This window comes from Arthrobacter sp. zg-Y1143 (assembly GCF_030125565.1).
Lineage (GTDB): Bacteria > Actinomycetota > Actinomycetes > Actinomycetales > Micrococcaceae > Arthrobacter_B.
Window position 1 is genome coordinate 1 of record NZ_JASKLW010000013.1, and the last position, 22,877, is coordinate 22,877.

Consider the following 22,877-nt stretch of genomic DNA (forward strand, 5'->3'; position numbering starts at 1 on the left):
CACTAAATTCGAAACCAGCTAAAAAAACCATTCCAGCCCACGGGGTGGGCGGAACAGTCGATTCAACCAATTAAAATAAATTGGTATCAATAAACTTGGCACACTATTGAGTTCTCAAACAACAGACGCAATCCGAAAATACTCAGGAAAACAATGTTTTCCTTTTCTTCTTCGCTGCAAGGTTTTCCATCTTATTCCATTCCGGCGTTTTCCGCAATTCCCGGTTATCCTTATCGGAAGCCCCGGGAAGGCGTGTCTACCGCCGTTCCGGCCCAGCAAAAAGCCGGAGTCTTTCCTGCCGGCCCCGTGAAGGGCGCACCAGAGGAACTCTGTTTTTTGGTGGGTTTGGCCGCCATGCTTCGGGCGCTTATTTCAGCGTCCCGGCCGCGGCGACTCGTCTATCTTTGCACACCCGGCCCGGTCCTTGCAAACCGTTCCGAGGTGACCTGCCGCACGCTCCCCCGGCAGCTGCCGGGGACGCGAAGCGGAAGATCTTCGCCTCCCGAAGGAGGCAATAAAACTATACGGCGGTCACTTCAACCGTTGCAAGGTTCCGCTTGCCGCGCCGCAGCAGCAGGTACTTGCCGTGCAGCAGCTCAGCCGGGTCCACCACGGTGTCCGCATCGGCCACCTTGACGTTGTTGACATAGGCACCGCCTTCGGAAACGGTCCGGCGGGCTTCGGACTTGCTGCCCGAGAGGCCGGAGGCGACCAGCAGGTCGATGATCCCCAGCCCGTCCGCGGATACCGTCACGGCCGGCAGTTCAGCCGTGGCAGCCTTGAGGGTTGCCTCGTCCAGGTCTTTTACTTCGCCCTGGCCGAAGAGCGCGGCGGAAGCGGCAATAACCTTTTCGGTTGCCTCCGCTCCGTGGATCAGCGAAGTCACGTCGAACGCCAGGGCACGCTGCGCTTCGCGCTTATGCGGCGCTTCGGCGACCGAGCGTTCCAGCTCCTCGATCCGGGACCGGCTCATGAAGGTGAAGACCTTCAGACGGTCCACCACGTCCTTGTCCGAGGTATTGAGCCAGAACTGGTACATGGCGTACGGGCTGGTCATTTCCCCGTCGAGCCACACGGCATTGCCCTCGCTCTTGCCGAACTTGGTGCCGTCGCTGTTGGTGACCAGCGGGGTGCCCAGTGCGTGGACAGTCTTACCCTCAACCTTGCGGACCAGTTCGGTTCCGCTGGTGAGGTTGCCCCACTGATCCGAGCCGCCGGTTTCCAGCACACAGTTGTAGTTGCGGAACAGCTCCAGGTAGTCCATCCCCTGCAGCACCTGGTAGCTGAACTCGGCGTAGCTGATGCCTTCATCGGAGTTCAGGCGGGAGGAGACGATTTCCTTTTTGATCATGGTGCCCACACGGAAGTGCTTTCCGATGTCACGCAGGAAGTCGATGGCGCTCATTGGCGCCGTCCAGTCCAAGTTGTTCACCATGCGGGCGGCATTGTCACCCTCGAAGCTCAGGAAGCGCTGGACCTGGCCCTGCAGGTAGCCCACCCACTCGCTGACCGTTTCCTTGGTGTTCATGGTGCGCTCGGCCGTCGGCCGGGGATCCCCCACCAGCCCGGTGGATCCGCCCACCAGCGCCAGCGGCCGGTGTCCGGCCAACTGCAGACGGCGCATGGTCAGCAGTTGCACCAGATTGCCCAGGTGCAGGCTCGGCGCCGTCGGGTCAAACCCGCAGTAATACGTGACGGGTCCCCCGGCGAGGAGCTTTTCCAGCTCCGCCTCATCGGTGGAGACCTGGACCAGGCCCCGCCACTTGAGCTCCTGCCAGATGTTGGCAAAGGACGGATCGTTCTGCTGGGCTACAAGGCCCCGGGAGTTCACGTTTTCTGACACGCTTTCTAAATTATCAGGATTCTTCTTCGGGAATGCCTGCGGGGATACCGTTGGCGGCGATCAGGCGCAGCCGCTGGGTGGGCCGGGTCATGGCCACGTAGAGGTCTCCGACCTTGCCGGCGGCAGCCGTCAGCAGTTCCGACGGCTCGAGGATCACGACGCCGTCGAACTCCAGGCCCTTGGCCTCCCGGGGCGACGTCACCACGATGTCCTGCTCCAGGCCACCGGCACCGGAACCCACGCGCGGACCGTAGGCTTCAGTCACCGCACGCCGTACCTCCGCGAGCCGGTGATCCTCGGCAATGATTGCCAGCAATCCGCCGTCGAGCGCTTCGAGGTCTGATGGGAGGGTTTCGAGCAGGCGCTCGATGAGCCCTCCGTGGGGCACCTCATCAATGAACGGCGCCCAGCGTCCCTCACGGACGGCCTTGGGCGCGGACACCACCAGTCCGGCGGCGTTGGCCATGCGCACGGCAGCCTCGGCAATCTGCGCCGGGGTGCGGTAGTTGACCGTCAGCTCTTCCAGCGTCCACCGCTCCCCTACAAAGGGAGCCAGCGCTCCCTGCCAGGAGGTGGCGCCCGCAGCGGAGCTGGTCTGGGCGATGTCGCCCACGACGGTGAAGGACTTCAGCGGGCACCGGCGCATCAGCAGGCGCCACTGCATGGCGGACAGTTCCTGCGCCTCGTCCACCACTATGTGCCCGAAGGCCCAGGTGCGGTCGACGGCGGCACGGTCGGCGGCGGTGAGCCGCTGCTCCCCCACCGCGTTGTGGTCGGCGAGGTCCTCGGCGGACAGGATGCCATGGGCACCGGAGTCCTCGAGGAACCCCTCGGTATTCGCGATGGCGCTTTCGGCGTTGGCGAGGTCCCGCTTGCGCTGTTCTTCCCGCGCGGCGTTCTCCCGTCCGGCAGATGCGTCCAGCTCGCCCAGCAGTTCGGCGGCCTCATCCAGCAGCGGTACGTCGGACTCCGTCCACGGTGCATCCGCACTGCGGCGCAGCAGGTCCAGCTCAGCGTCGCTAAGGTCCGGTGCGGCGGCTTCGAGCTGGCCGGGCTTGCTGAACAGGTCCGAAATCAGCTTCTCCGGCGTCATGGGCATCCAGCACAGGTTCAGCGCCACGCGTACGTCGCGGGCGCTGCGCACGTCTTCGGCCAGGTACGCCCGGTCGGTGCTGTTGCCCGCTCCTGCGGACTCTTCGAGCTGTTCGGTCAGCTGCTCCGTGAGCTCACGCAGCAGGATCTTCACGAACGTTACGCGCGCCTCGTTGTGCGGCTTGCCGGTGGCACGGGCCTTGTCCCGGGCACGCTGGACCTGCCTGGGCGTCAGCGTAAGGATGGTGCCTTCGACATTGAGTTTCCGCGGACCCGCGGGCAGGCGCTGACGGTTGGCCACCGCGCGGGCCACGACGTCGGCCATATACAGCCGGCCCTTGACCTCCGCGGCAGCGGCGTCTTCCTCATGGGCGGCGCTGATGCCGGGCATCAGCTGGCCCAGGCTGGACATCACCACGCCGGTCTCGCCCAGCGAAGGCAGGACCCGCTCGATGTAGCGGATGAAGGCGTTGGAGGGGCCGACCAGCAGCACGCCGGCGGACTTCAGCCGTTCGCGGTGCGTGTACAGCAGGTACGCCGCACGGTGCAGCGCGACGGCGGTCTTGCCGGTGCCCGGCCCGCCCTGCACCACCAGCGTCCCGGCCAGGGGTGCACGGATGATGCGGTCCTGCTCGGCCTGGATGGTGCCGACGATGTCGGACATTTGGCCGGTCCGCTTGGAGTTCAGTGCCGCCAGCAGCGCGCCTTCGCCCTGCAGCGCCTGCTCGTCTTCCAGCATGGAGTAATCCAGCACGTCGTCCTCGATGGCCTGCACATCGCGGCCCTTCAGGATCAGGTGCCGGCGCCGCCGGACGCCCTGGCGTTCAAATGCGGTGGCCTGGTAGAAGGTGCCTGCCTCGGGGGCACGCCAGTCCACCATCAGCCGCTGCAGGTCCTCCGTGGACAGACCGATGCGGCCAATGTAGCGCTTCTCGCCGTCGTCGAGGTCCAGGCGCCCGAACACCAGCCGTTCATCGACGGCGTTCAGTTGCGCCAGGCGGTCCTCGTACATAGTGGCGAAGGCGTCCCGCTCGGACCGGTTCTGGTGGGAACCCGCGGAGTGGCTGCGCCGGATCGCGGCGAGCTGCTCCATCTTTTCGGCGCGCAGTTCGTCCAGCCGATGGTATAGACCGGCCACGTACTGACGCTCGTGTTCCAGCTCGTTTGAAGCTGAAGGTGTTTCAGACATGTTCGCGTTCCCTCTCGCAAAGGCAGAGCGTCAATCTTACAGTGCATTTGGACTTTTGCAGGTCACTAATGTATGCGGTTTCTCTCTCAGCTGCTGCCTGCTCCCACGCGTGTCGTGCCGGCGGCCGCGCCGGGCGCGGTTAGTAGCGGACGAGCGCGGTGACGGGGGTGTCACCTAGGCGTTCGCGGCCGCCCAGCTCGCCCAGTTCCAGCACGACGCCGAACCCGGCCACTTGCGCGCCGGCCTTGCGGATCAGGCGGGCCGCGGCCCCCAGGGTTCCGCCGGTGGCCAGCACGTCATCGAGGATGAGGACGCGGGAGCCGGCGGGCATATCGTCGCGGTGCAGTTCCAGGGTGCTCTCGCCGTACTCCATCGAGTAGCTCTCAGAGAAGACCTCGCGGGGCAGCTTCCCGGGCTTGCGGACGGTGATGACGCCCTTGCCCGAGGCATAGGCGGCAGCTGCGGCCAGGAGGAAGCCGCGCGCTTCAACGCCTGCCACGAAATCGAACTGGCCCTCGAACGGGGCGATCAGTGCGTCCACCACGCCGCGCAGCGCCGGACCGTCGGCAAACACCGGGGTGAGGTCGCGGAACACGACGCCGGGCTTGGGGTAATCGGGAATGACAGCGCCCAGGCGTTCGATGGTTTGTGCAATGGACTCGTTGTTTACCGGTTCTGCCGGGGCATCTTTCACGCGTCCACCTTACCCGCTCAGGCCCGGCGTCCCCTGACCGGACCGGCACGCTGTGGCACTTGTCTCGCGGGGATATCCGGGCAGGTTGCCGGAATAAAGGGTGCCTAAAGACAGTTGCCGACAGATAAGGGGCCCCTCACCGGGCCCCGGATTTTCGATAAGAAGTCAAGGATTGGAACATATGTCTAACCTGCACGAAGTGCTCAAGAACAAGATCGGATTCGGCACAGCCCCGCTGGGAAACATGTTCCGGGACATTCCCCAGGACGAAGCGTTGGCCACGGTTGAGGCCGCTTGGAACGCAGGCATCCGTTACTTCGACACCGCCCCGTTCTACGGCGCCGGCCTCGCAGAATCCCGGCTGGGTGAGGTCATCTCCCAGCACAACCGCGATGAGTATGTGCTGAGCACCAAAGTGGGACGGCTGATCCTGGATGAAGAAGAGGAAAAGAGCGACGGCCTCTTCAACCACGGACGCTCGAACAAGATCGCCACGGACTACACCGCCGATGCCACGCTGCGCTCCATCGAGGAAAGCCTTGCACGGCTGAAGACCGACCGGCTGGACTTCGTGTTCATCCACGACACCTCCCGGGACTTCCTCGGTGATGAGTGGGTGGCCAAGTTCAACGAGGCTCGAACCGGCGCTTTCCGCGTCCTCGCCCGGCTGCAGGATGAGGGCGTCATCAACGGCTGGGGCCTGGGTGTAAACACCACCGAGCCCATCGAGCTGGCCATGGACATGGACGAGGCCGCACCGACGATGAGCCTCTCCGCCACCCAGTACACGCTGCTGCAGCACGACCGTGCCCTGCAGCGCATGATGCCCACTGCGCAGGAAAAGGGCGTGGGCATCGTCGTCGGCGGCCCCTTCAACTCCGGTGCCCTGCTGGGCGGCGACCACTTCGACTACGGAGACATCCCCCCGGTAATCAAGCAGAAGATCGCCGCGATGACTGAGATCGCCCGGCGGCACGACGTGAGCCTGAAGGCTGCTGCCCTGCAGTTCTCCACCGCCCACCCCGCCGTAACTGCGGTCATCCCGGGTTCCAGCCGGCCCGAACGGGTCTGGGAGGATATCGCCGCGATGAAGGCTGACATCCCGGGTGCGTTCTGGGACGAGCTGCTCGAGCAGAAGCTCATTTCCGCTCACGCTCCCCTGCCCCGCTCGTAGCGGGAAGCAGCTAACCCCCTAAGGGGCAGCACCGCCGAACGGCGTCCGGGATGATTCCATCCCGGACGCCGTTATGCGTTTTGCGGATTCCCGGCCGGCGCAGCTGCTGCCGGCCGGCGCCGGGGCACTGCCGGACGGTACTTCGAGACAGTTGGATCCCCGGTCAGCCAGTACCGCCAGGGATACTCGTCTGTCCCCCCGGGGCCGCTGACGCCGACCCGCGGACCGGTGGATACCAGCTCGTCGGGCACGGGTTCGTCGGGCAGCGTGAGCCGCAGCGGATCGGCGAAGACATCTGCACCGTCCAGTGGCCGTGCTATCCCCAGGGCCTGGGCGAGCCGGGCCGGGCCGCGCGCCAGATCCAGGTGCGTGCGCGGGTTCCCGCGCCGCAGCGCCGCCGCCTCGGCCCCCTCGACCACCTCACCGGCACGCAGCAGCAGCCCGGTCGCGAAGCCTTCGGTGCCGCAGACCACGTTGGCGCAGTAATGCATGCCGTAGGTGAGGTAGACGTACAGGTGCCCGGCCGGCCCGAACATGGTGGCGTTCCGTGCGGTCTGTCCACGGAAGGCGTGCGAGCCGGGGTCCACGTCGCCCATGTAGGCCTCAACCTCGGTAATGCGCACGCTCACGCGCTCTCCGTCGACGTCGTGGGTCAGCACCGCCCCCAGCAGGTGGCGTGCCGCTTCGGTGGCCGGCACGGCCAGCCGTTCTCTTTCACTCGCATAAGCCATACTCCGACGTTAGCAAGATCGGCACGGCAGCAAGATCAGCGGGCCAAGCGGTGCCGGATATGGTGCCGGTCGGCGCGGGCCTGCCAGAACTCGATTTCCCGCGGCTGCAACGCGTACAGCTGCCAGTTCGGATTCGGGCTGCCGTCCGCCGCCGGCCGCGCCTGCCAGTCGGCAGCCGAGGCCTGCGCGGAGAGCAGCACTACGCCGCCGGCCACCCGCACCTGCCGGCCCAGTTCGGGCCAGTAGAAATTCATGGCGGCGTTCGGGTTCTCCGCCAGTTCCCCGCCCTTGCGCGAGGTGCGTGCCGTGGCGAACTGCCAGCCGTCGTCGTTAATGTCCTTGAGGATCAGCATCCGTGCCGAGGGGTGCCCGGCAGCGTCGGCCGTGGCCAGCGAAAAGGCGTGCGGTTGCCGCACTCCGGCCGCCAGTGCATCGGCCAGCCAGCTCCGGAAAAGTTCCGCGGGATCCCCGGGCGCCGTCTGCGGATCGAAGGACGGCATATCGTCTGGAAAGTCCGGCAGGGCACGCAGCTGGGCGCGGAAGTCGCTGATCATGGGCCGAGCGTAGCCTGTCAGCGTCAGCCGGCGTAGCCGCGCACTGCCTCCAGCTGCCGGTGGAGCTCAGCGAGCTGCGCTTCGACGGCGGACCGCGCGGTGCCGCCCTGGGAGCTGCGGCTGTCGAGTGAGCCTTCGGTGCTGAGCACGGTACGCACCTCCGGTGTCAGGTGGGGCGAGATCCCGGCGTAATCCTCGTCGGTCAGGTCCCACAATTCGACGCCGCGTCCCTCGGCCAGCTGCACGGCCGCACCGGATAGTTCATGTGCCTGGCGGAAGGGGACGCCCTGGCGGACCAGCCACTCGGCAATGTCCGTAGCCAGGGCAAAGCCCTGCGGGGCCAGCGACTGCATCCGGCCGGTGTTGAACTTGAGCGTGGCGATCATGCCGGAGACGGCGGGCAGCAGCAGTTCCAGGGTGTCCGCCGCGTCGAAGACCGGTTCCTTGTCTTCCTGCAGGTCGCGGTTGTAGGCCAGCGGCAGTCCCTTGAGGGTGGCTAGGAGCCCGGTCAGGTCGCCGATCAGGCGTCCCGCCTTGCCGCGGGCCAGTTCGGCCACGTCCGGGTTCTTCTTCTGCGGCATGATGGACGAGCCGGTGGAGTAGGCGTCATCCAGGGTGACGAAGGAGAATTCCTTCGTGGCCCAGAGAATGACTTCCTCGCTGATCCGGGACAGATCCACGCCGATCATAGCCGCCACCCAGGAAAATTCCGCGTACACGTCGCGCGAGGCGGTGCCGTCAATGGAGTTCCACACCGCGGAGTCGAACCCGAGGTCCGCGGCGACGGCGTTCGGATCCAGGCCCAGGGAGGAACCGGCCAGGGCGCCGGAACCGTAGGGAGATACCGCGGCACGCTTGTCCCAGTCCGCCAGCCGCTGCACATCACGCAGCAGGGCCCACGCGTGGGCCAGCAGGTGGTGGCTGAGCAGGATGGGCTGGGCATGCTGCAGATGCGTGCGGCCCGGCATGGCCACCCCGAGGTGCGCCTGCGCCTGGCCCACCAGGGCATCGATCACGGACAGCACCCCGGCGCCGATGATCCGTGCGTGGTCCCGCAGGTACATCCGGCCGAGCGTGGCGATCTGGTCATTGCGGGACCGTCCGGCCCGCAGTTTGCCCCCCAGCTGGGCACCGGCGCGCTCAATCAGGCCGCGCTCCAGGGATCCGTGCACATCCTCGTCGGACGCGGCCGGGACATACGCGCCGGACTTCACGTCGGCGTCGAGCTGGTCCAGGGCTGCGAGCATCCCCGCCAGCTCGCCGTCGTCGAGCAGGCCGGCTTTGTGCAGCACGCGGGCGTGGGCACGGGAACCGGCGATGTCATAGCCGGCAAGCCGCCAGTCGAAGTGGGTGGATTTGCTCAGCGCGGCAAGGGCGTCCGCCGGACCGCCGGCAAACCGGCCGCCCCACAGCGCGCCCTGGACGGTTGATCCGGCGGACCCGGAACCCGTTGCTTCTTCTGGCGACTTGCCGTCTGTCATCTTCTTACTTACCTTCTGCTAGGCGCTGGTCGCGGCCGGAGGCCACCTTGGAGGACATGCCGAACAGCTCAATGAAGCCGCGGGCCATGGACTGGTCGAAGCTGTCACCGGTGTCGTAGGTGGCCAGGTTGAAGTCATACAGCGAGGAATCCGAACGCCGGCCGGTCACTACCGGGCGGCCGGCATCCAGCGTCATGCGGATGTCGCCGGAAACGTACTTCTGGGTGTCGCCGATGAAGGCATCCAGGGACTGCTTCAGCGGGGAGAACCACTGGCCGTCGTAAACCAGTTCGGTCCAGCGCTGGCCAACCGTCTTCTTGAAGCGGGCCTGCTCGCGCTCCACCGTGACGTTTTCCAGTTCGCGGTGCGCGGCCATCAGTGCCATGGCGCCGGGCGCTTCGTAGATTTCGCGGCTCTTGATGCCCACCAGGCGGTCCTCGACGATGTCGATCCGGCCGATGCCCTGTGCGCCGGCACGGCGGTTCATTTCCTCGATGGCCTGCAACGGAGTGACGGGCTTGCCGTCGATGGCCACCGGCACACCTTCCTTGAACGTGATGACCACTTCGTCGGGCGCCGGAGCGGACGCCGGGTCCGAGGTGTACTCGTAGACGTCCGGCGTGGGGCCGTTCCAGATGTCTTCCAGGAAGCCGGTCTCCACGGCGCGCCCCCAGACGTTGGCATCGATGGAGAACGGGTTCTTCTTGGTGGTGACGATCGGCAGGTTCTTCTCCTCGGCGAAGGCAATGGCCTTGTCGCGGGTCAGCGCGAGGTCACGGACCGGGGCGATGCACTTCAGGTCCGGGCCCAGCGTCTGGATGCCAACTTCGAAGCGGACCTGGTCGTTGCCCTTGCCGGTGCAGCCGTGGGAAACGGTGGTGGCGCCGAACTGGCGGGCTGCAGCAACCAGGTGCTTGACGATCACCGGGCGGGACAGCGCGGAGACCAGCGGGTAGGCGTCCATGTACAGGGCGTTGGCCTTCAGTGCCGGCATGCAGTATTCGCTGGCGAACTCTTCGCGGGCGTCCGCCACGTAGGCTTCCACGGCACCGCAGTCCAGGGCGCGCTGGCGGATGGTTTCCAGGGACTCGCCGCCCTGTCCCACGTCCACCGCCACGGCGATGACTTCGGCGCCGGTTGCCTCGGCAATCCAGCCGATGGCCACTGACGTATCCAGGCCACCTGAGTAGGCCAGAACAATACGTTCGCTCACGAAATGCTCCTCTTGCATTGGTTCGCGGCCCGCGGGGCCGCTGGTTGGTTGAAGTATGGGGTTGCAGCTGCCGGGAAGCAGCTACAGGATCCGGCTCTCGGGTGCCGAGCCGTTGTTGCTGGCTTCGTCGGCTATCCGCAGGAAGCGGGCCGCCAGATCCGGTCCGCCGTCGGGGTCACGCGTCACCATCATGACGGTGTCGTCGCCGGCAATGGTGCCCAGGACCGACGGAAGCACGGAGTGGTCAATCGCCAGGGCCAGGAAGTTGGCCGCTCCCGGCGGGGTGCGCAGCACCACGATGTTCGCGGACGCTTCGGCGGTGACCAGCAGTTCCCCGCATAGCCGGGCCAACCGGGCGTCCAGCACCTCCTGGGTGACCCCGGACTTCGGGGCCCGCTCCCCGCCCTCGGACGGGACGGCGTACACCAGGGCGCCGTCCTTGCCGCGCATGCGCACGGCGCCCAGTTCCACGAGGTCGCGGGACAGCGTCGCCTGCGTGACCTGCACGCCGTCGTCGGCAAGCAGCGCGGCGAGTTCGGCCTGGGACCGGACCGAAAGCCCGGTCAGCAGCGTGCGGATGCGCGCCTGGCGCGCAGTCTTTGTGGCTGGCATGGTCATGCGCGTGCCTCCGGGGTTCCGGTCAGGCCCGAACGCGCCATCAACCAGACCATCAGGGCCTTCTGCGCGTGCAGGCGGTTTTCGGCCTCTTCCCACACCAGGGACTGCGGCCCGTCAATCACGTCGGCGGAGATCTCGTAACCGCGGTAGGCGGGCAGGCAGTGCAGGACGACGGCGTCGTCCGCGGCCTGTGCCATGGCCTCGCCGTCCACGGCGTAGCTGCGGAACAGTTCCTGCCGGGCAGCCTTTTCGGCTTCCTGGCCCATGGACACCCACGTGTCGGTGGCGACGACGTCGGCTCCCGCCAGCGCTTCGGCGGCGTCGGTGGTGATCATCACCGATCCGCCGGTCTCTTCGGCGCGGGCGGCTGCGGCGTCGACAATCTTGGGATCCGGCAGGTAGCCCAGCGGCCCGGCCACCCGCACGTGCATGCCGGCGGTGACACCGGCGAGCAGGTAGGAGTTGGCCATGTTGTTGGCGCAGTCGCCCAGGTAGGTCAGGGTCAGTCCGGCGAGGGTGCCCTTGTGCTCGCGGATGGTCAGCAGGTCCGCAAGCAGCTGGCAGGGGTGGTAGTCGTCGGAAAGCGCGTTGATGACGGGCACCGCGGAGTTCGCGGCCATTTCCTCCAGGCCGGACTGCGCGTAGGTGCGCCAGACGATGGTGGAGACCATGCGGTCGAGCACCTTGGTGGTGTCCGCCACGCTTTCCTTGTGCCCCAGCTGGGAATCCCCCGCGCCGATGATCAGGGGTACGCCGCCCAAGTCCGAAATGCCGGCGGCAAAGGAGACCCGGGTGCGGGTGGACGTTTTGTCGAAGATGACGGCCACGGTCTTCCGGCCGGTGGACTCGCCGGCGAACGGCTGGTACTTGTAACGGTCCTTTTTCAGGACGGCAGCCAGATCGAGGACCTCGGCCTGCTCCGCCTGGGTGAGGTCGGTGTCGACCAGGAAATGACGGGTCATGGTTTTCCTTCAGGGGTTGTGCCGGACGGGCCGGGGACGGTGGCGGCGCGGTGCAGGATGCCGGGCAGTGCGGCCAGGAAGGTCCCGGCCTGCTCGGCGGTGAGGATCAGCGGCGGTGCCAGGCGCAGCGTTGCCGGTCCGGTGCTGTTAATGATGAACCCGGCTTCCAGTGCCGCTGCAACTGCAGCCGGAGCAATCGGGGCATCCAGGTCGATGCCGATCAGGAACCCATCGCCGCGCACCTGAGCCACACCGTCCAGTGCGGCCAGTTCCCGGCGCAGGTACTTGCCGGTGGCCGCGGTGTTGGCCAGCAGTTCCTCCGACTCCAGGACCGAGAGCGTGGCCAGCGCAGCTGCGGCTGCTACGGGGTTTCCGCCGAACGTAGTCCCGTGCATGCCGGGGCTGAGCAGGCCGGAAACCTGTTCACCGAAGGTCAGCAGCGCCCCCACGGGGAATCCGCCGCCCAGCCCCTTGGCCAGGGTCATCGCGTCCGGCTGGACGCCCTCGGAGGCGAACCACTTGCCGGTCCGGCCGATACCGGTCTGCACCTCGTCGATGATCAGCAGCGCGCCGGCGGCGCGGGTGGCCTCACGTGCCGCCTGCAGGTAGCCGTCGGGGAGCATCCGTACGCCGGCCTCGCCCTGAATGGGTTCCAGGAACACCGCCGCGACGGTGGAATCCACCGCGTTGACCAGGGCGTCGGTGCCACCGAAGGGAAGGTGCTCCACTCCCCCGGGCAGCGGTTCGAACGGCTCGCGGTAGGCCGGCTTGGCGGTGAGTGCCAGTGCCCCCATGGTCCTGCCGTGGAATGCGCCTTCCAGGGCAAGGAAGCGGGTCCGGCCGGCCGCGGGGTCCGCGTTGCGGCGGGCCAGCTTGAAGGCCGCCTCGTTGGCCTCGGTGCCGGAGTTCACGAAGAACGCCTTGGAGCCCTCCGGTGCGCCGGCCAGTTCCAGCAGGCGCTCGGCCAGGAGCACCTGGGCCGGGCTGGTGAAGAAGTTGGAGACGTGTCCGAGTGTTCCCAGCTGCCCGGAGACGGCCGAAACCAGGGCCGGATGGGCGTGCCCGAGGGCGTTGACCGCTATCCCTGCAAGCAGGTCCAGGTACTGCTTTCCATCGGCGTCCTCCACGTAGCAGCCGCTGCCGCGCACCAGGACGCGCTGCGGGGCACCGAAGACACCCATCAGGGCCGTGTCGTAGCGGTGCAGCCAGTCTGCGGAGCTGCTCATTTCGCCTCCTCGGGGACAACCTGGGTGCCGATTCCGGCCTCGGTGAAGATTTCCAGCAGCATCGAGTGCGCCATCCGCCCGTCCACGACGGCGGCGCGCTCCACCCCGCCGTCCACGGCGGCCAGACAGGCCTGCATCTTGGGGATCATCCCGGATTCGAGCGACGGCAGCATGGCCCGCAGTTCCCCGGTGGTCAGCGAGGAGATGAGCGAGGACTTGTCCGGCCACTGCTCGTACAGCCCTTCCACATCGGTGAGCACCACCAGGCGGGAGGCCCGCAGGGCAACGGCCAGTGCCGAAGCGGCGGTATCGGCGTTGACGTTGAGCACCTGGCCGGTGGGTTCGCCGTCGGCGTTGACCTCGGGAGCCACGGTGCTGATGACCGGGATGCGTCCAGCGGCCAGGAGGTCCAGGATGGACCCCGGGTTGACGCCCACCACCTCCCCGACCAGGCCGAGGTCGACTTCTTCTCCGTCAATCACCACGCCGGTCCGTGTTGCCTGCAGCAGTGCGGCGTCTTCCCCGGACAGCCCAACGGCGTAGGGGCCGTGGGAATTGATCAGTCCCACCAGTTCCCGCCCCACCTGGCCGGTCAACACCATCCGGACAGCGTCCATCGCTTCAGGAGTGGTCACGCGCAGGCCGCCGCGGAACTCCGATTCGATTCCGAGCCGCTCCAGGAAGGCGTTGATCTGCGGACCGCCGCCGTGCACCACCACCGGGTGCACACCGGCATGGTGCAGGAAAACAATGTCCTCGGCGAAGGCGCGGCGCAGCTCCTCGTTGACCATGGCGTTGCCGCCGTATTTGATCACCATGGTGGTGCCGGCGAACCGCTGGATCCAAGGCAGTGCCTCGATCAGCGTTGCCGCCTTGTCCTGTGCCTGCAGCCGTTCCCCGGCTGCTGCTGGTGTGCTCATGGTTCTCCCCCGCTCAGCTGCTGTAGGCCGAATTCTCGTGGACGTAGTCCGTGGTCAGGTCATTCGTCCAGATGGTGGCGCTTTCCGTGCCGGCGTGCAGGTCGATCTGCACGCTCACGGCACGCGGCGCCAGGTCTACACCCTCGCGGGGTTCGCCGATCCCGCCGTCGCGGCAGACCTGCACCCCGTTGATGCTTACATCGATCCGGTCCGGTTCGAATGCAGCGTCGGTTGTACCCACAGCGGAGAGCACACGTCCCCAGTTCGGGTCGTTGCCGAAGATGGCGGTCTTGAAGAGGTTGGAGCGGGCGACGGCGCGGGAGGCCGTTTCGGCATCGGCCACGGTGGCCGCGTTGACCGTGGTGATCGCGATGTCGTGGCTGGCGCCCTCGGCGTCGGTGATCAGCTGCTGCGCCAGGGAATGGCACACCTCGGCCAGTCCGGCCATGAACGCTTCCCGGTCCGGCACGGCACCGGATGCGCCGGAGCCCATCAGGACCACGGTGTCATTGGTGGACATGCAGCCGTCGGAGTCGGTGCGGTCGAACGTGACGGCGGTGGCGGCACGGAGCGCGGCGTCCAGCTCTTCAGCGGCAAGTTCCGCGTCGGTGGTCAGCACCACCAGCATGGTGGCCAGCCCCGGGGCGAGCATGCCGGCGCCCTTGGCCATTCCGCCAATGCTGTAGCCGCGGCCGGAGCTGTCCGTGCCGGTGAAGACGGCCTGCTTGGCCACGGTGTCGGTGGTCATGATGGCGTGCGCGGCGTCCGCCCCGCCGTCGGCGTCCAGTTCCGTCACGGCGGCCTGGACACCGGGCAGGAGCCGGTCCATCGGCAGCTGCACGCCGATCAGCCCGGTGGAGCAGACCAGTACATCCGAGGCGCTGATCCCGAGCAGTTCAGCGGTTTTCTCGGCGGTGGCGTGGGTGTTCCGGAACCCCTCGGCGCCGGTGCAGGCGTTGGCCCCGCCGGAGTTCAGGATGACGGCGTCGGCCCGTCCGTCGGAGACGGCCTGCCGGGACCACAGCACGGGGGCCGCGGCTACCCGGTTGCGGGTGAACACTGCCGCGGCGGACTTCACCGGTCCGTCGTTGACCACCAGGGCGACGTCGCGTCCGCCGGAGTCCTTCAGGCCGGCGGTCACGCCGGCGGCACGGAACCCGGCCGGGGCGGTGACTCCGGTGGCCCGGCCGGTGCTGGTTGCTGTTGCTGCGGCACTCATTACGGAGCCATCCCCTGCTGCGTCAGTCCCGCGGCTTCATCCAGGCCGAGGGCTATGTTCATGGACTGCACGGCACCGCCGGCAGTTCCCTTGGTGAGGTTGTCGATGACGCAGCTAACCACCACGCGGTTGGCGTGCGGATCATAGGCCAGCTGCAGCGCGGCGTAGTTGGAGCCCACCACCATTTTGGTGGCCGGCCACTGCCCTTCCGGCAGCACGCGGACAAACTGCTCGCCGGCGTAGGCCGCTTCCCAGGCCGTGCGCAGCGCTGCCGGGTCGACGCCGGGGCGGACCTTGGCGGTGGCGGTGGTCAGGATGCCGCGGGCCATCGGTGCCAGGGTGGGCGTAAAGGACACTGCCACGGCAACACCTGCGGCTGCGGAAAGGCCCTGTTCAATTTCCGGGGTGTGCCGGTGCCCGCCGCCTACGCCGTACGGGCTCATGCCGCCCAGGACTTCGGAGCCGAGCAGGTGCGGTTTGGCGGCTTTGCCGGCGCCTGAGGTGCCGGACGCGGCAACGATCACGACGTCGTCGGGCTCCAGCAGCCCGGCGGCGAAACCAGGTGCCAGGGCCAGCAGTGAACTGGTGGGATAGCAGCCGGGAACGGCAATCCGGCGTGCACCCTTGAGCCGGTCGCGGTGCCCGGGCAGTTCCGGCAGGCCGTAGGGCCAGGTGCCGGCATGCGCGGAGCCGTAGAACTTTTCCCAGGCCTGCGGATCCTCCAGCCGGTGGTCAGCGCCGGCATCGATCACCAGGGTGTCCGGATCCAGCTGCGCGGCAATGGCGGCGCTGGCACCGTGCGGCAGGGCCAGGAACACGACGTCGTGGCCGGCAAGGTTCTCCACGGTGGTTTCTGCCAGTACACGGTCGGCCAGCGAATGCAGGTGCGGCTGGAGCTCGCCCAGCCGGGTCCCGGCATTGCTGTGCGCGGTGATGGCGCCGATGCTTACCTCCGGGTGGCCGGCCAGCAGGCGCAGCACTTCCCCGCCGGCATAGCCGCTGGCGCCGGATACTGCTACGGAAATCGTCATGCCATCACCCTACAGCACATTTATGCATGACTCCCAATAATTATGCAAACCGTATGATAGGAAGCACATCAAGCCAGCCCGTACGAGCCAAGCAAAGAGGTTCTGCCATGCACAAAGCCATTGTTGTCCCGCGGGCCGGCGGGCCCGAAATCCTGCGCTATGAGGACGTTGACCTGCCCGAACCGGGGCCGCGCGAGGTCCTGGTGAAGGTGGCCGCCGCCGGTGTGAACTTCATCGACACCTATAAGCGCGGCGGCGTCTATCCGATGTCATATCCCTTCATACCGGGTGCCGAGGCGGCAGGAACGGTTGTTTCCGCAGGTCTGGAATCCGGGTTCCGGGAAGGTGACCGGGTGGCCACGGCCGAGGGCGGCGGGACCTACGCCCAGTACACCCTGATGGACGCCGACGCCGCGCTGCCCGTCCCCGCCGGCGTGGATGACGAGACGGCGGCCGCCCTGATGATGCAGGGCATGACGGCGCATTACCTGTGCAACTCCACCTTTCCCGTGCAGGTAGGGCAAACGGTACTGGTGCATGCCGGCGCCGGCGGGGTGGGCCTGCTGCTGATCCAGCTGCTCAAGGCCAAGGGTGCCACCGTGATCACCACGGTCTCCACCGAGGAGAAGGAAGCCCTGGCGCGCGGCGCCGGGGCGGACCATGTGCTGCGCTATGACGGATTCCCCGGCCAGGTCCGTGCGCTGACCGGCGGCACCGGCGTGGATGTGGTGTTCGACGGCGTCGGCGCGGCAACGTTCGACGGCTCCCTGGCCAGCCTGCGCCCCCGCGGCATGCTGGTGCTCTTCGGCGGTGCGTCCGGGCAGGTGCCCCCGTTCGACATCCAGCGGCTGAATTCCTCCGGCTCCCTGTTCCTGACCCGTCCCACGCTGGCGCACTATCTCCTGACCAAGGAAGAACGGCAGTGGCGGGCGCGGGAGCTTTTCGAGGCGGTGCTGGCCGGATCGCTGAAGGTACGGATCGGCCAAACGTACCCGCTGGCCGAAGCGGCACGCGCCCAGGCTGATCTGGAGGGCCGGAAGACCACCGGAAAGGTGATCCTGGTGCCCTAGCTAAACAGCGAAGGGCCCCGCCGGAGTGCTCCGGCGGGGCCCTTCTAGGCGGTGCGGCTGCGGCTAGCGCTGGACGGCGCCGAAGCGTTCGGCCGCCAGGGCGACGGCGGCAGCACGTGCCTCCGAGGCCTCATCGGCGGTCAGCGTCCGGTCAGCAGCGCGGAAGCGCAGTGCGAACGCCAGCGACTTATGCCCGGGCTCGATGCCGGAGCCGGCGTAAACGTCGAACAGCGCCACGTCTTCGAGCAGCTCGCCGGCACCTTCACGCAGGGCCTCGCGGACGTGCTCGGCGGGAACATCCTCAGCCACCACCAGCGCCACGTCCTGCGTGGAGATGGGGAAGCTGGAGATCGGCCGCGCCACAATGACGTCCGGCGCGGCATCAAAGAGAGCGTCGACATCCAGCTCAGCAGCAACCGTCCGGGCCGGCATGTCCCGCTCTGCGAGCAGCTTCGGGTGCAGCTCGCCGGCGTAGCCCACGGTTCCACCGCTGCGCAGCGCAATGCGGGCGGTGCGGCCGGGGTGGAAGGCCTGGTGGCTGCCCTGCTCCACCACCAGCTCCACACCCAGGACATCGCCCATCAGCCGGGCGAAGTCGACGGCGTCGGCCCAGTCCCAGGTGCGCGGCGTGTTGCCGGCGCCCGGGGCGGACTCGTGTCCGGCGAGCAGGACACCCACGTGCAGCGGCTGGTCGGGGATGCCGGCGTACAGCTCGTCCAGGACCTCTTCGGACGGCTTGGCCCCCAGCGGCGGGATGCTCTTGGTGCCCAGGTGTTCGCCCGGCAGGAAGACCGTGCCGGATTCAAACAGGGCCAAGTCGCGGAAGCCGCGCGACATGTTGCGCTTGGCCACCTCGAACAGGCCCGGCAGCACCGAGGTGCGCAGGTAGCCGTATTCGGCGCTGAGCGGGTTGGCCAGCTTCAGTGCCTGCACACCGCCCTCCGGCGTACCGAAGGTGTTGTTCTCCGCTTCGGTGACGAACGGGTAGGACAGCACTTCGGTGAGCCCGGCGGCCGCCAGGGACTGCATCAACCGGCGGCGCTGCTGCTGCAGCCGGGTCAGTCCCCGCCCGGGAGGGGCCACGGGCAGGGTGGAAGGAATCTTGTCGTAACCGACCAGCCGGATGATTTCCTCGGTCAGGTCCTCGCGGGTCTCCAGGTCGGGGCGCCAGCTCGGCGGTGTGACCAGGTAACCGGCGTCGGTCTTCTCCACGGAGGCGCCCAGGTCTTCCAGCGTGCCGGTGATCTGGGATTCGGTGAAGTCCAGTCCGATCAAGCGGGACGGGAAGTCCGCCGGCAGCTCGATGCGGCGCGGCGCCGGAGCGGCGCCGACGTCGGTAATGGACTCATCGGCGGTGCCCCCTGCCAGTTCCACCAGCAGGTCCACCGCGCGCTGGGCGGCGACGTCGGCCACGTTCCAGTCCACGCCGCGTTCGAAGCGCTTGGACGCTTCGGAGGGCAGCCGATGACGGCGGCGGGAGCGGGCAATGCTCACTTCCTCGAAGTGCGCAGCCTCGATCAGGACGTTCTGGGTGCTGCCGGACACCTCCGTGGTCGCTCCGCCCATCACACCTGCAATGCCGATGGCACCGGAGCCGTCGGTGATGAGCAGGTCCTCCGGAGATAGCCGGCGCTCCTTCTCATCCAGGGTCTTCAGGGTTTCACCGTCGGCGGCGCGGCGGACCACGATTTCGCCGGTGAGCTTATCCAGGTCGTAGAAGTGCAGCGGCTGGCCGAGCTCGAGCATCACGTAGTTGGAAATGTCCACCACCAGGGAGATGGAGCGCATGCCGGCCAGGCGCAGGCGGGAGGACATCCACGGCGGGGTGGGCCGGGACGGATCCACACCGCGCACAGTACGGGCCACGAACCGGTCGCAGCCAGGCTTGCCATATATGGGCGCCTCATCCTGCAGGCGGACGGGGTAGCCCATGCCGTCGGCGATGGGCACGGCGACGGCGGCGGCCGGGTCGGTGAACTTGGTGCCGGTGGCGTGCGCGTATTCGCGTGCGGCGCCGCGGATGGAGAAGACGTAGCCGCGGTCCGGGGTGACGTTGATTTCCGCGGCCTGGTCATACAGGCCCAGCAGCTCCATGGCGTCGGCGCCCACCTCGGGATCAAGCCCCAGGGTGGAAAGAACCAGGATGCCGTCGTGGTCATCACCAATACCCAGTTCACGCACGGAGGCGATCATGCCGGCGGAAACGTGGCCGTAGGTCTTGCGCGGGCTGATCCTGAAGTCTCCGGGCAGCACGGCGCCGGGCAGGGTGACTACAACCTTGTCCCCCACCTTGAAGTTGTGCGCGCCGCAAACGATGCCCTGTACACCGGTAGGCTCAATGCCCTTGCCGGTCAGGCTCTGTTCGGCGCCTTCGGGGACCACGCGGACCGAGCACCAGTTAATGGTCTTGCCGTTGCTCTGGGGCTCGGGCTCCATACTGAGCACCTGGCCCACCACAATGGGACCCTGCAGCTCGTCGGCGGGACGGTGGACGTCCTCTTCCTCCAGGCCAACCTTCACAAGGTCTTCCATGATGTCTTCGGCGGTTGCGTCCGCCGGAACCTGGGCATACTCGCGCAGCCAGGAAAGTGGGATTCTCACTTAGATCTCCATCCCGAAGTGTTCGCTGAAACGTACGTCGCCTTCGATCATTTCGTGCATGTCCGAAACTTCGTTGCGGAACATGAGGGCACGGTCAATGCCCATGCCGAAGGCAAAACCTGAGTAGACCTCGGGATCGATCCCGGCGGCGCGGAGCACGTTGGGGTTGACCATGCCGCAGCCGCCCCACTCGATCCAGCGCGGGCCGCCCTTGGCACCGGGGTGCCAGATGTCCAGCTCGGCGCTGGGCTCGGTGAAGGGGAAGTAGTTCGGCCGCAATCGAACCTTCGCCTCGTCGCCGAACAGCACACGGGTGAAGTGCTCCAGGGTGCCCACCAGATCCGCCATGGTCAGCCCCTTGTCGATGGCCAGGCCCTCGAACTGGTGGAAGACCGGGGTGTGCGTGGCATCGAGCTCGTCGGTGCGGAACACCTTGCCCGGGCACAGCACGTAGATCGGCAGGTCGCGTTCCAGCATGGACCGGACCTGGACCGGCGAGGTGTGCGTGCGCATCACCAGGTGGGCTTCCGGCGGCTCAACGAAGAAGGTGTCCTGCATTTCGCGTGCGGGGTGGTCCGGCTTGAAGTTCAGGGCATCGAAGTTGAACCACTCGGATTCCACCTCGGGGCCTTCGGCGATCTCCCAGCCCATCCCCACAAACACATCCGCCACACGGTCCTGCAGCGTGGAGATGGGGTGGCGGCCGCCGATGCGGCGGCGGCGCGGGGCGGCCGTGACGTCAACGGCCTCTTCCACGAGGATCCGCGCATCACGCTCGGCTTCGAGTTCAACGGACCGGGCGGCGAGCGCCGCATTGATCCGGCCGCGTGCCGGGCCTACCAGCTTTCCGGCTGCCGCCTTCTGGTCCTTGGGCAGCTTGCCGATGGTCCGGTTGGCGAGGCTGAGCGGAGACTTTTCGCCGGTGACGGCAATACGGACTTCCTTCAGGCCGTCGAGGTCCGCGGCAGCGGCAATGGCGGCGAGCGCCTGCTCGACGGCAGCAGCAATTGCGGCTTCATCCAGCGGATTCGGCGGCTCGGGCAGGGCGCCCTCAGGGGAGGTGTCTGGGGAACCAGTCCCCGGTGTGGAGTTAGACATGTACGGTTCTTACCTGTTTCCGGCCCTAGTTGGGTTCTGGCTTATCATGGCAAGTCTAGTAGACGCCCCCTGCGGGGGCCGTCATGCAACCGGTCCGGGTGCCATTGAGGAGGTCCCGTGTCTGAATCTATGCCGCGTTTTCGACTGCATTCGGCTCGTCCCCGCCGCACCGGACCGCGGAGCAGGGCGCTGCGGGTTCGCCGCTGGGCCAATATCGTGAACCTCTCCACGCCTGCCGGTCTGGCCCTAGCCCGGTTCACCGGCTGCCGGGTACGGCCCGGGCCCAATGGAGTACTGCTCGCCGAAGGATATCCGCTTGCCCTTCCCCGAGCCGCCGCCTTCACGGTTGGCAACGTGATCCTCTACCCCGGGTCCACGGCCCGGCGCATCACCGCGGACAACAGCCCCCTGCTCCGCCACGAGATGCGGCACAGCACGCAGTACGCCCTGCTGGGCCCGTTTTTCCTGCCCCTGTATGCCGCCGCGTCGGTCCTGTCGCGCGCGGCAGCCGGCGATCCGGCGTCGGCGAATCCCTTTGAACGGTTGGCAGGCCTTCATGACGGCGGCTACCGCCCGGAAGGTATCCGGGGCCACAAAGGGTAGCCCGGCATTAGAACGTATGTTCTAATGAGGGAATGAGGTGGCAAGGCCAGGAACTGAACGCTCCAACTACAGCACCGGCGGAGGAACCCGCCCCGCAGCTCCTACCGGCGCCTGCCGATGCGCTGATCCCGCTGCAGGGACTCGTCCGCACAGTCCGCACTCCCGACTTCGCCGGCGTGACCTTCCATGAGGTGGCCGCCAAATCGGTGCTGAACAAGGTGGGCGGCGGCTCCAACATGCCGTTTGAGTGGACGGTGAACCCGTACCGGGGCTGCAGCCACGGGTGCGTATATTGTTTCGCCCGCAAGACCCACACGTACCTGGACCTGGACAGCGGTGCCGATTTCGACAGCCAGCTGGTGGTAAAGGTCAATGCGGCAGAGGTTCTGCGCCGGGAACTTGCCCGCCCGTCCTGGCAGCACCACCACGTGGCAATGGGCACCAACACCGACCCCTATCAGCGGGCCGAGGGCCGCTACAAGCTGATGCCCGGAATTATCCGCGCCCTGGCGGACAGCGGCACCCCCTTCTCCATCCTGACCAAGGGGACCCTGCTGGCGCGCGACATCCCGCTGCTCAAGGAAGCCTCTGCGTCCACGGAAATCGGCATGGGCATCTCGCTGGCACTGGTTGACCCCGCACTGGCCAAGGTGGCCGAACCCGGAACACCCACGCCCCGTGCCCGGTTGGACCTGATTCGGCGCCTCCGCGACGCCGGACTGCCCTGCTCGGTCATGGCCATGCCCATCCTGCCGTGGCTGACGGACGGCGATGAGTCCCTGGACGCACTGTTCTCGGCCCTCGCCGAGGCGGGAGCCACCGGCGTCACCGCCGGAGCCCTGCACCTGCGCCCCGGCGCGCGGGAGTGGTACATGGAATTCCTGGCACGCCACTACCCGGACCTCACCGCCCGGTACCAACGCCTGTACGGGAAGGGAACCTATGCGTCCCAGGAATACCGGGACTGGCTGGCCGGACGCATCCGCTTCTTTAAGGCCAAGTACGGCTTTACCGGCGGAGCCCGGTTCCTGCGGCCCGCGGCAGCGAAAGCCTCGCCGGCTGCCCCGGCAGGTGTAGCGGCCGCCGACCAGGCCGCCCTGTTCTAGGAACCTAGTCCTGCCGGGCGGCAACTGCATCCAGCAGCGCACCCACGATCGGCAGGTCGGCGGGTATCCACTCCAGTCGGCTCAACGCGCTGCGCTCCAGCTCCACCCACCGCAGCTCATCGTGGTCCTCCAACGGCTCCGGGGACCCGTGCGTAACTTCGGCCAGCCACACCCGCATGGCAGCGTTCCGGTTGAGCTGCCAGCCCTGGGCCAGCGGCCCCTCGACTTCCGCACCCAGCCGAACCCGGATACCCAGCTCCTCCGCCAGCTCGCGGTGCAGGGCTTCAGTGCATCCTTCACCGGGTTCGACCTTGCCGCCGGGGAATTCCCACAGTCCGGCAAGGGCGACAGGAGCGCTGCGGCGTGCTGCCAGCAGCAGGGAGGGCGATTCGAGGCGGTCCACCACGGCCGCCCCCACCACCTGCTTGAGGCCCACCGGGTGTTGATCCGGG

Annotated in this window: 20 protein-coding genes; 4 read left to right on the top strand and 16 right to left on the bottom strand. The window is 67.3% G+C overall.

Going from position 1 to position 22,877, the window contains the following annotated elements:
- Positions 1-520: 520 nt before the first annotated feature.
- The 3 genes from tyrS to QNN98_RS14340 form a co-directional block, all read right to left on the bottom strand.
- Positions 521-1,843, bottom strand: a complete 1,323-nt coding sequence (tyrS, locus tag QNN98_RS14330) for a tyrosine--tRNA ligase (protein WP_283998027.1) — start codon at positions 1,841-1,843, stop codon at positions 521-523.
- Between the two features lie 13 nt (positions 1,844-1,856).
- Positions 1,857-4,124, bottom strand: a complete 2,268-nt coding sequence (locus tag QNN98_RS14335; RefSeq protein WP_283998029.1) for a HelD family protein — start codon at positions 4,122-4,124, stop codon at positions 1,857-1,859.
- A 139-nt stretch (positions 4,125-4,263) separates the two neighbouring features.
- The gene (locus tag QNN98_RS14340; protein WP_227914055.1) at positions 4,264-4,818 is read right to left on the bottom strand and encodes an adenine phosphoribosyltransferase; all 555 of its coding nucleotides are present in this window, start codon (positions 4,816-4,818) and stop codon (positions 4,264-4,266) included.
- A gap of 181 nt (positions 4,819-4,999) precedes the next feature.
- On the opposite strand from QNN98_RS14340, the gene QNN98_RS14345 reads away from it, so the two are divergent.
- Positions 5,000-5,992 carry an aldo/keto reductase gene (locus QNN98_RS14345; RefSeq protein ID WP_227914054.1) on the top strand — a complete coding sequence of 331 codons (993 nt, stop codon included), beginning with the start codon at positions 5,000-5,002 and terminating at the stop codon, positions 5,990-5,992.
- A 71-nt stretch (positions 5,993-6,063) separates the two neighbouring features.
- Here the strand turns inward: QNN98_RS14345 and QNN98_RS14350 are convergent, their stop codons facing one another.
- The 10 genes from QNN98_RS14350 to argC all read right to left on the bottom strand — a co-directional run bounded on the left by QNN98_RS14350 (position 6,064) and on the right by argC (position 15,947).
- On the bottom strand, positions 6,064-6,723 hold the full coding sequence (locus QNN98_RS14350) for a DNA-3-methyladenine glycosylase (protein WP_283998032.1): 660 nt from the start codon (positions 6,721-6,723) through the stop codon (positions 6,064-6,066).
- A gap of 35 nt (positions 6,724-6,758) precedes the next feature.
- Positions 6,759-7,277, bottom strand: coding sequence for a pyridoxine/pyridoxamine 5'-phosphate oxidase (locus QNN98_RS14355; protein WP_227914052.1), 519 nt, complete (start codon positions 7,275-7,277; stop codon positions 6,759-6,761).
- A gap of 23 nt (positions 7,278-7,300) precedes the next feature.
- Complete coding sequence (gene argH / locus QNN98_RS14360; protein WP_227927253.1) at positions 7,301-8,758, bottom strand: argininosuccinate lyase; 1,458 nt, start codon at positions 8,756-8,758, stop codon at positions 7,301-7,303.
- Between the two features lie 4 nt (positions 8,759-8,762).
- Complete coding sequence (locus QNN98_RS14365) at positions 8,763-9,971, bottom strand: argininosuccinate synthase (RefSeq protein ID WP_227914050.1); 1,209 nt, start codon at positions 9,969-9,971, stop codon at positions 8,763-8,765.
- 81 nt (positions 9,972-10,052) lie between these two features.
- On the bottom strand, positions 10,053-10,589 hold the full coding sequence (locus QNN98_RS14370; protein ID WP_227914049.1) for an arginine repressor: 537 nt from the start codon (positions 10,587-10,589) through the stop codon (positions 10,053-10,055).
- Positions 10,586-11,551, bottom strand: a complete 966-nt coding sequence (gene argF, locus QNN98_RS14375; protein WP_227914048.1) for an ornithine carbamoyltransferase — start codon at positions 11,549-11,551, stop codon at positions 10,586-10,588. Before argF ends, QNN98_RS14370 begins: the two co-directional genes overlap by 4 nt.
- Positions 11,548-12,777 (bottom strand): acetylornithine transaminase, encoded by a 1,230-nt coding sequence (locus QNN98_RS14380; RefSeq protein WP_283998037.1) that lies wholly within the window; start codon positions 12,775-12,777, stop codon positions 11,548-11,550. Before QNN98_RS14380 ends, argF begins: the two co-directional genes overlap by 4 nt.
- Positions 12,774-13,697 (bottom strand): acetylglutamate kinase, encoded by a 924-nt coding sequence (argB, locus tag QNN98_RS14385; protein WP_227914046.1) that lies wholly within the window; start codon positions 13,695-13,697, stop codon positions 12,774-12,776. The genes QNN98_RS14380 and argB overlap by 4 nt, the downstream gene beginning before the upstream one ends.
- A 13-nt stretch (positions 13,698-13,710) precedes the next feature.
- Positions 13,711-14,916 carry a bifunctional glutamate N-acetyltransferase/amino-acid acetyltransferase ArgJ gene (argJ, locus tag QNN98_RS14390; protein ID WP_283998040.1) on the bottom strand — a complete coding sequence of 402 codons (1,206 nt, stop codon included), beginning with the start codon at positions 14,914-14,916 and terminating at the stop codon, positions 13,711-13,713.
- Positions 14,916-15,947 carry an N-acetyl-gamma-glutamyl-phosphate reductase gene (gene argC, locus QNN98_RS14395; protein WP_283998041.1) on the bottom strand — a complete coding sequence of 344 codons (1,032 nt, stop codon included), beginning with the start codon at positions 15,945-15,947 and terminating at the stop codon, positions 14,916-14,918. Before argC ends, argJ begins: the two co-directional genes overlap by 1 nt.
- A gap of 107 nt (positions 15,948-16,054) precedes the next feature.
- Between argC and QNN98_RS14400 the strand changes: the two genes are divergently transcribed.
- On the top strand, positions 16,055-17,017 hold the full coding sequence (locus QNN98_RS14400; RefSeq protein WP_283998042.1) for a quinone oxidoreductase family protein: 963 nt from the start codon (positions 16,055-16,057) through the stop codon (positions 17,015-17,017).
- 63 nt (positions 17,018-17,080) lie between these two features.
- On the opposite strand, the gene pheT is transcribed toward QNN98_RS14400, so the two are convergent.
- A complete protein-coding gene (gene pheT / locus QNN98_RS14405; RefSeq protein ID WP_283998044.1) occupies positions 17,081-19,618 on the bottom strand; it encodes a phenylalanine--tRNA ligase subunit beta in 2,538 nt (845 codons plus the stop codon).
- Positions 19,619-20,716 carry a phenylalanine--tRNA ligase subunit alpha gene (gene pheS, locus QNN98_RS14410; RefSeq protein ID WP_283998046.1) on the bottom strand — a complete coding sequence of 366 codons (1,098 nt, stop codon included), beginning with the start codon at positions 20,714-20,716 and terminating at the stop codon, positions 19,619-19,621. It abuts the gene before it with no gap.
- Positions 20,717-20,833: 117 nt separating this feature from the next.
- Here pheS and QNN98_RS14415 point away from each other — a divergent pair, with 117 nt between their 5' ends.
- Both QNN98_RS14415 and QNN98_RS14420 read left to right on the top strand, forming a co-directional pair.
- A complete protein-coding gene (locus tag QNN98_RS14415) occupies positions 20,834-21,319 on the top strand; it encodes a hypothetical protein (protein ID WP_229960522.1) in 486 nt (161 codons plus the stop codon).
- Positions 21,320-21,351: 32 nt separating this feature from the next.
- A complete protein-coding gene (locus QNN98_RS14420) occupies positions 21,352-22,425 on the top strand; it encodes an Rv2578c family radical SAM protein (protein ID WP_227914039.1) in 1,074 nt (357 codons plus the stop codon).
- Between the two features lie 4 nt (positions 22,426-22,429).
- On the opposite strand, the gene QNN98_RS14425 is transcribed toward QNN98_RS14420, so the two are convergent.
- A complete protein-coding gene (locus QNN98_RS14425) occupies positions 22,430-22,861 on the bottom strand; it encodes a (deoxy)nucleoside triphosphate pyrophosphohydrolase (protein ID WP_283998212.1) in 432 nt (143 codons plus the stop codon).
- Positions 22,862-22,877 lie beyond the last annotated feature (16 nt).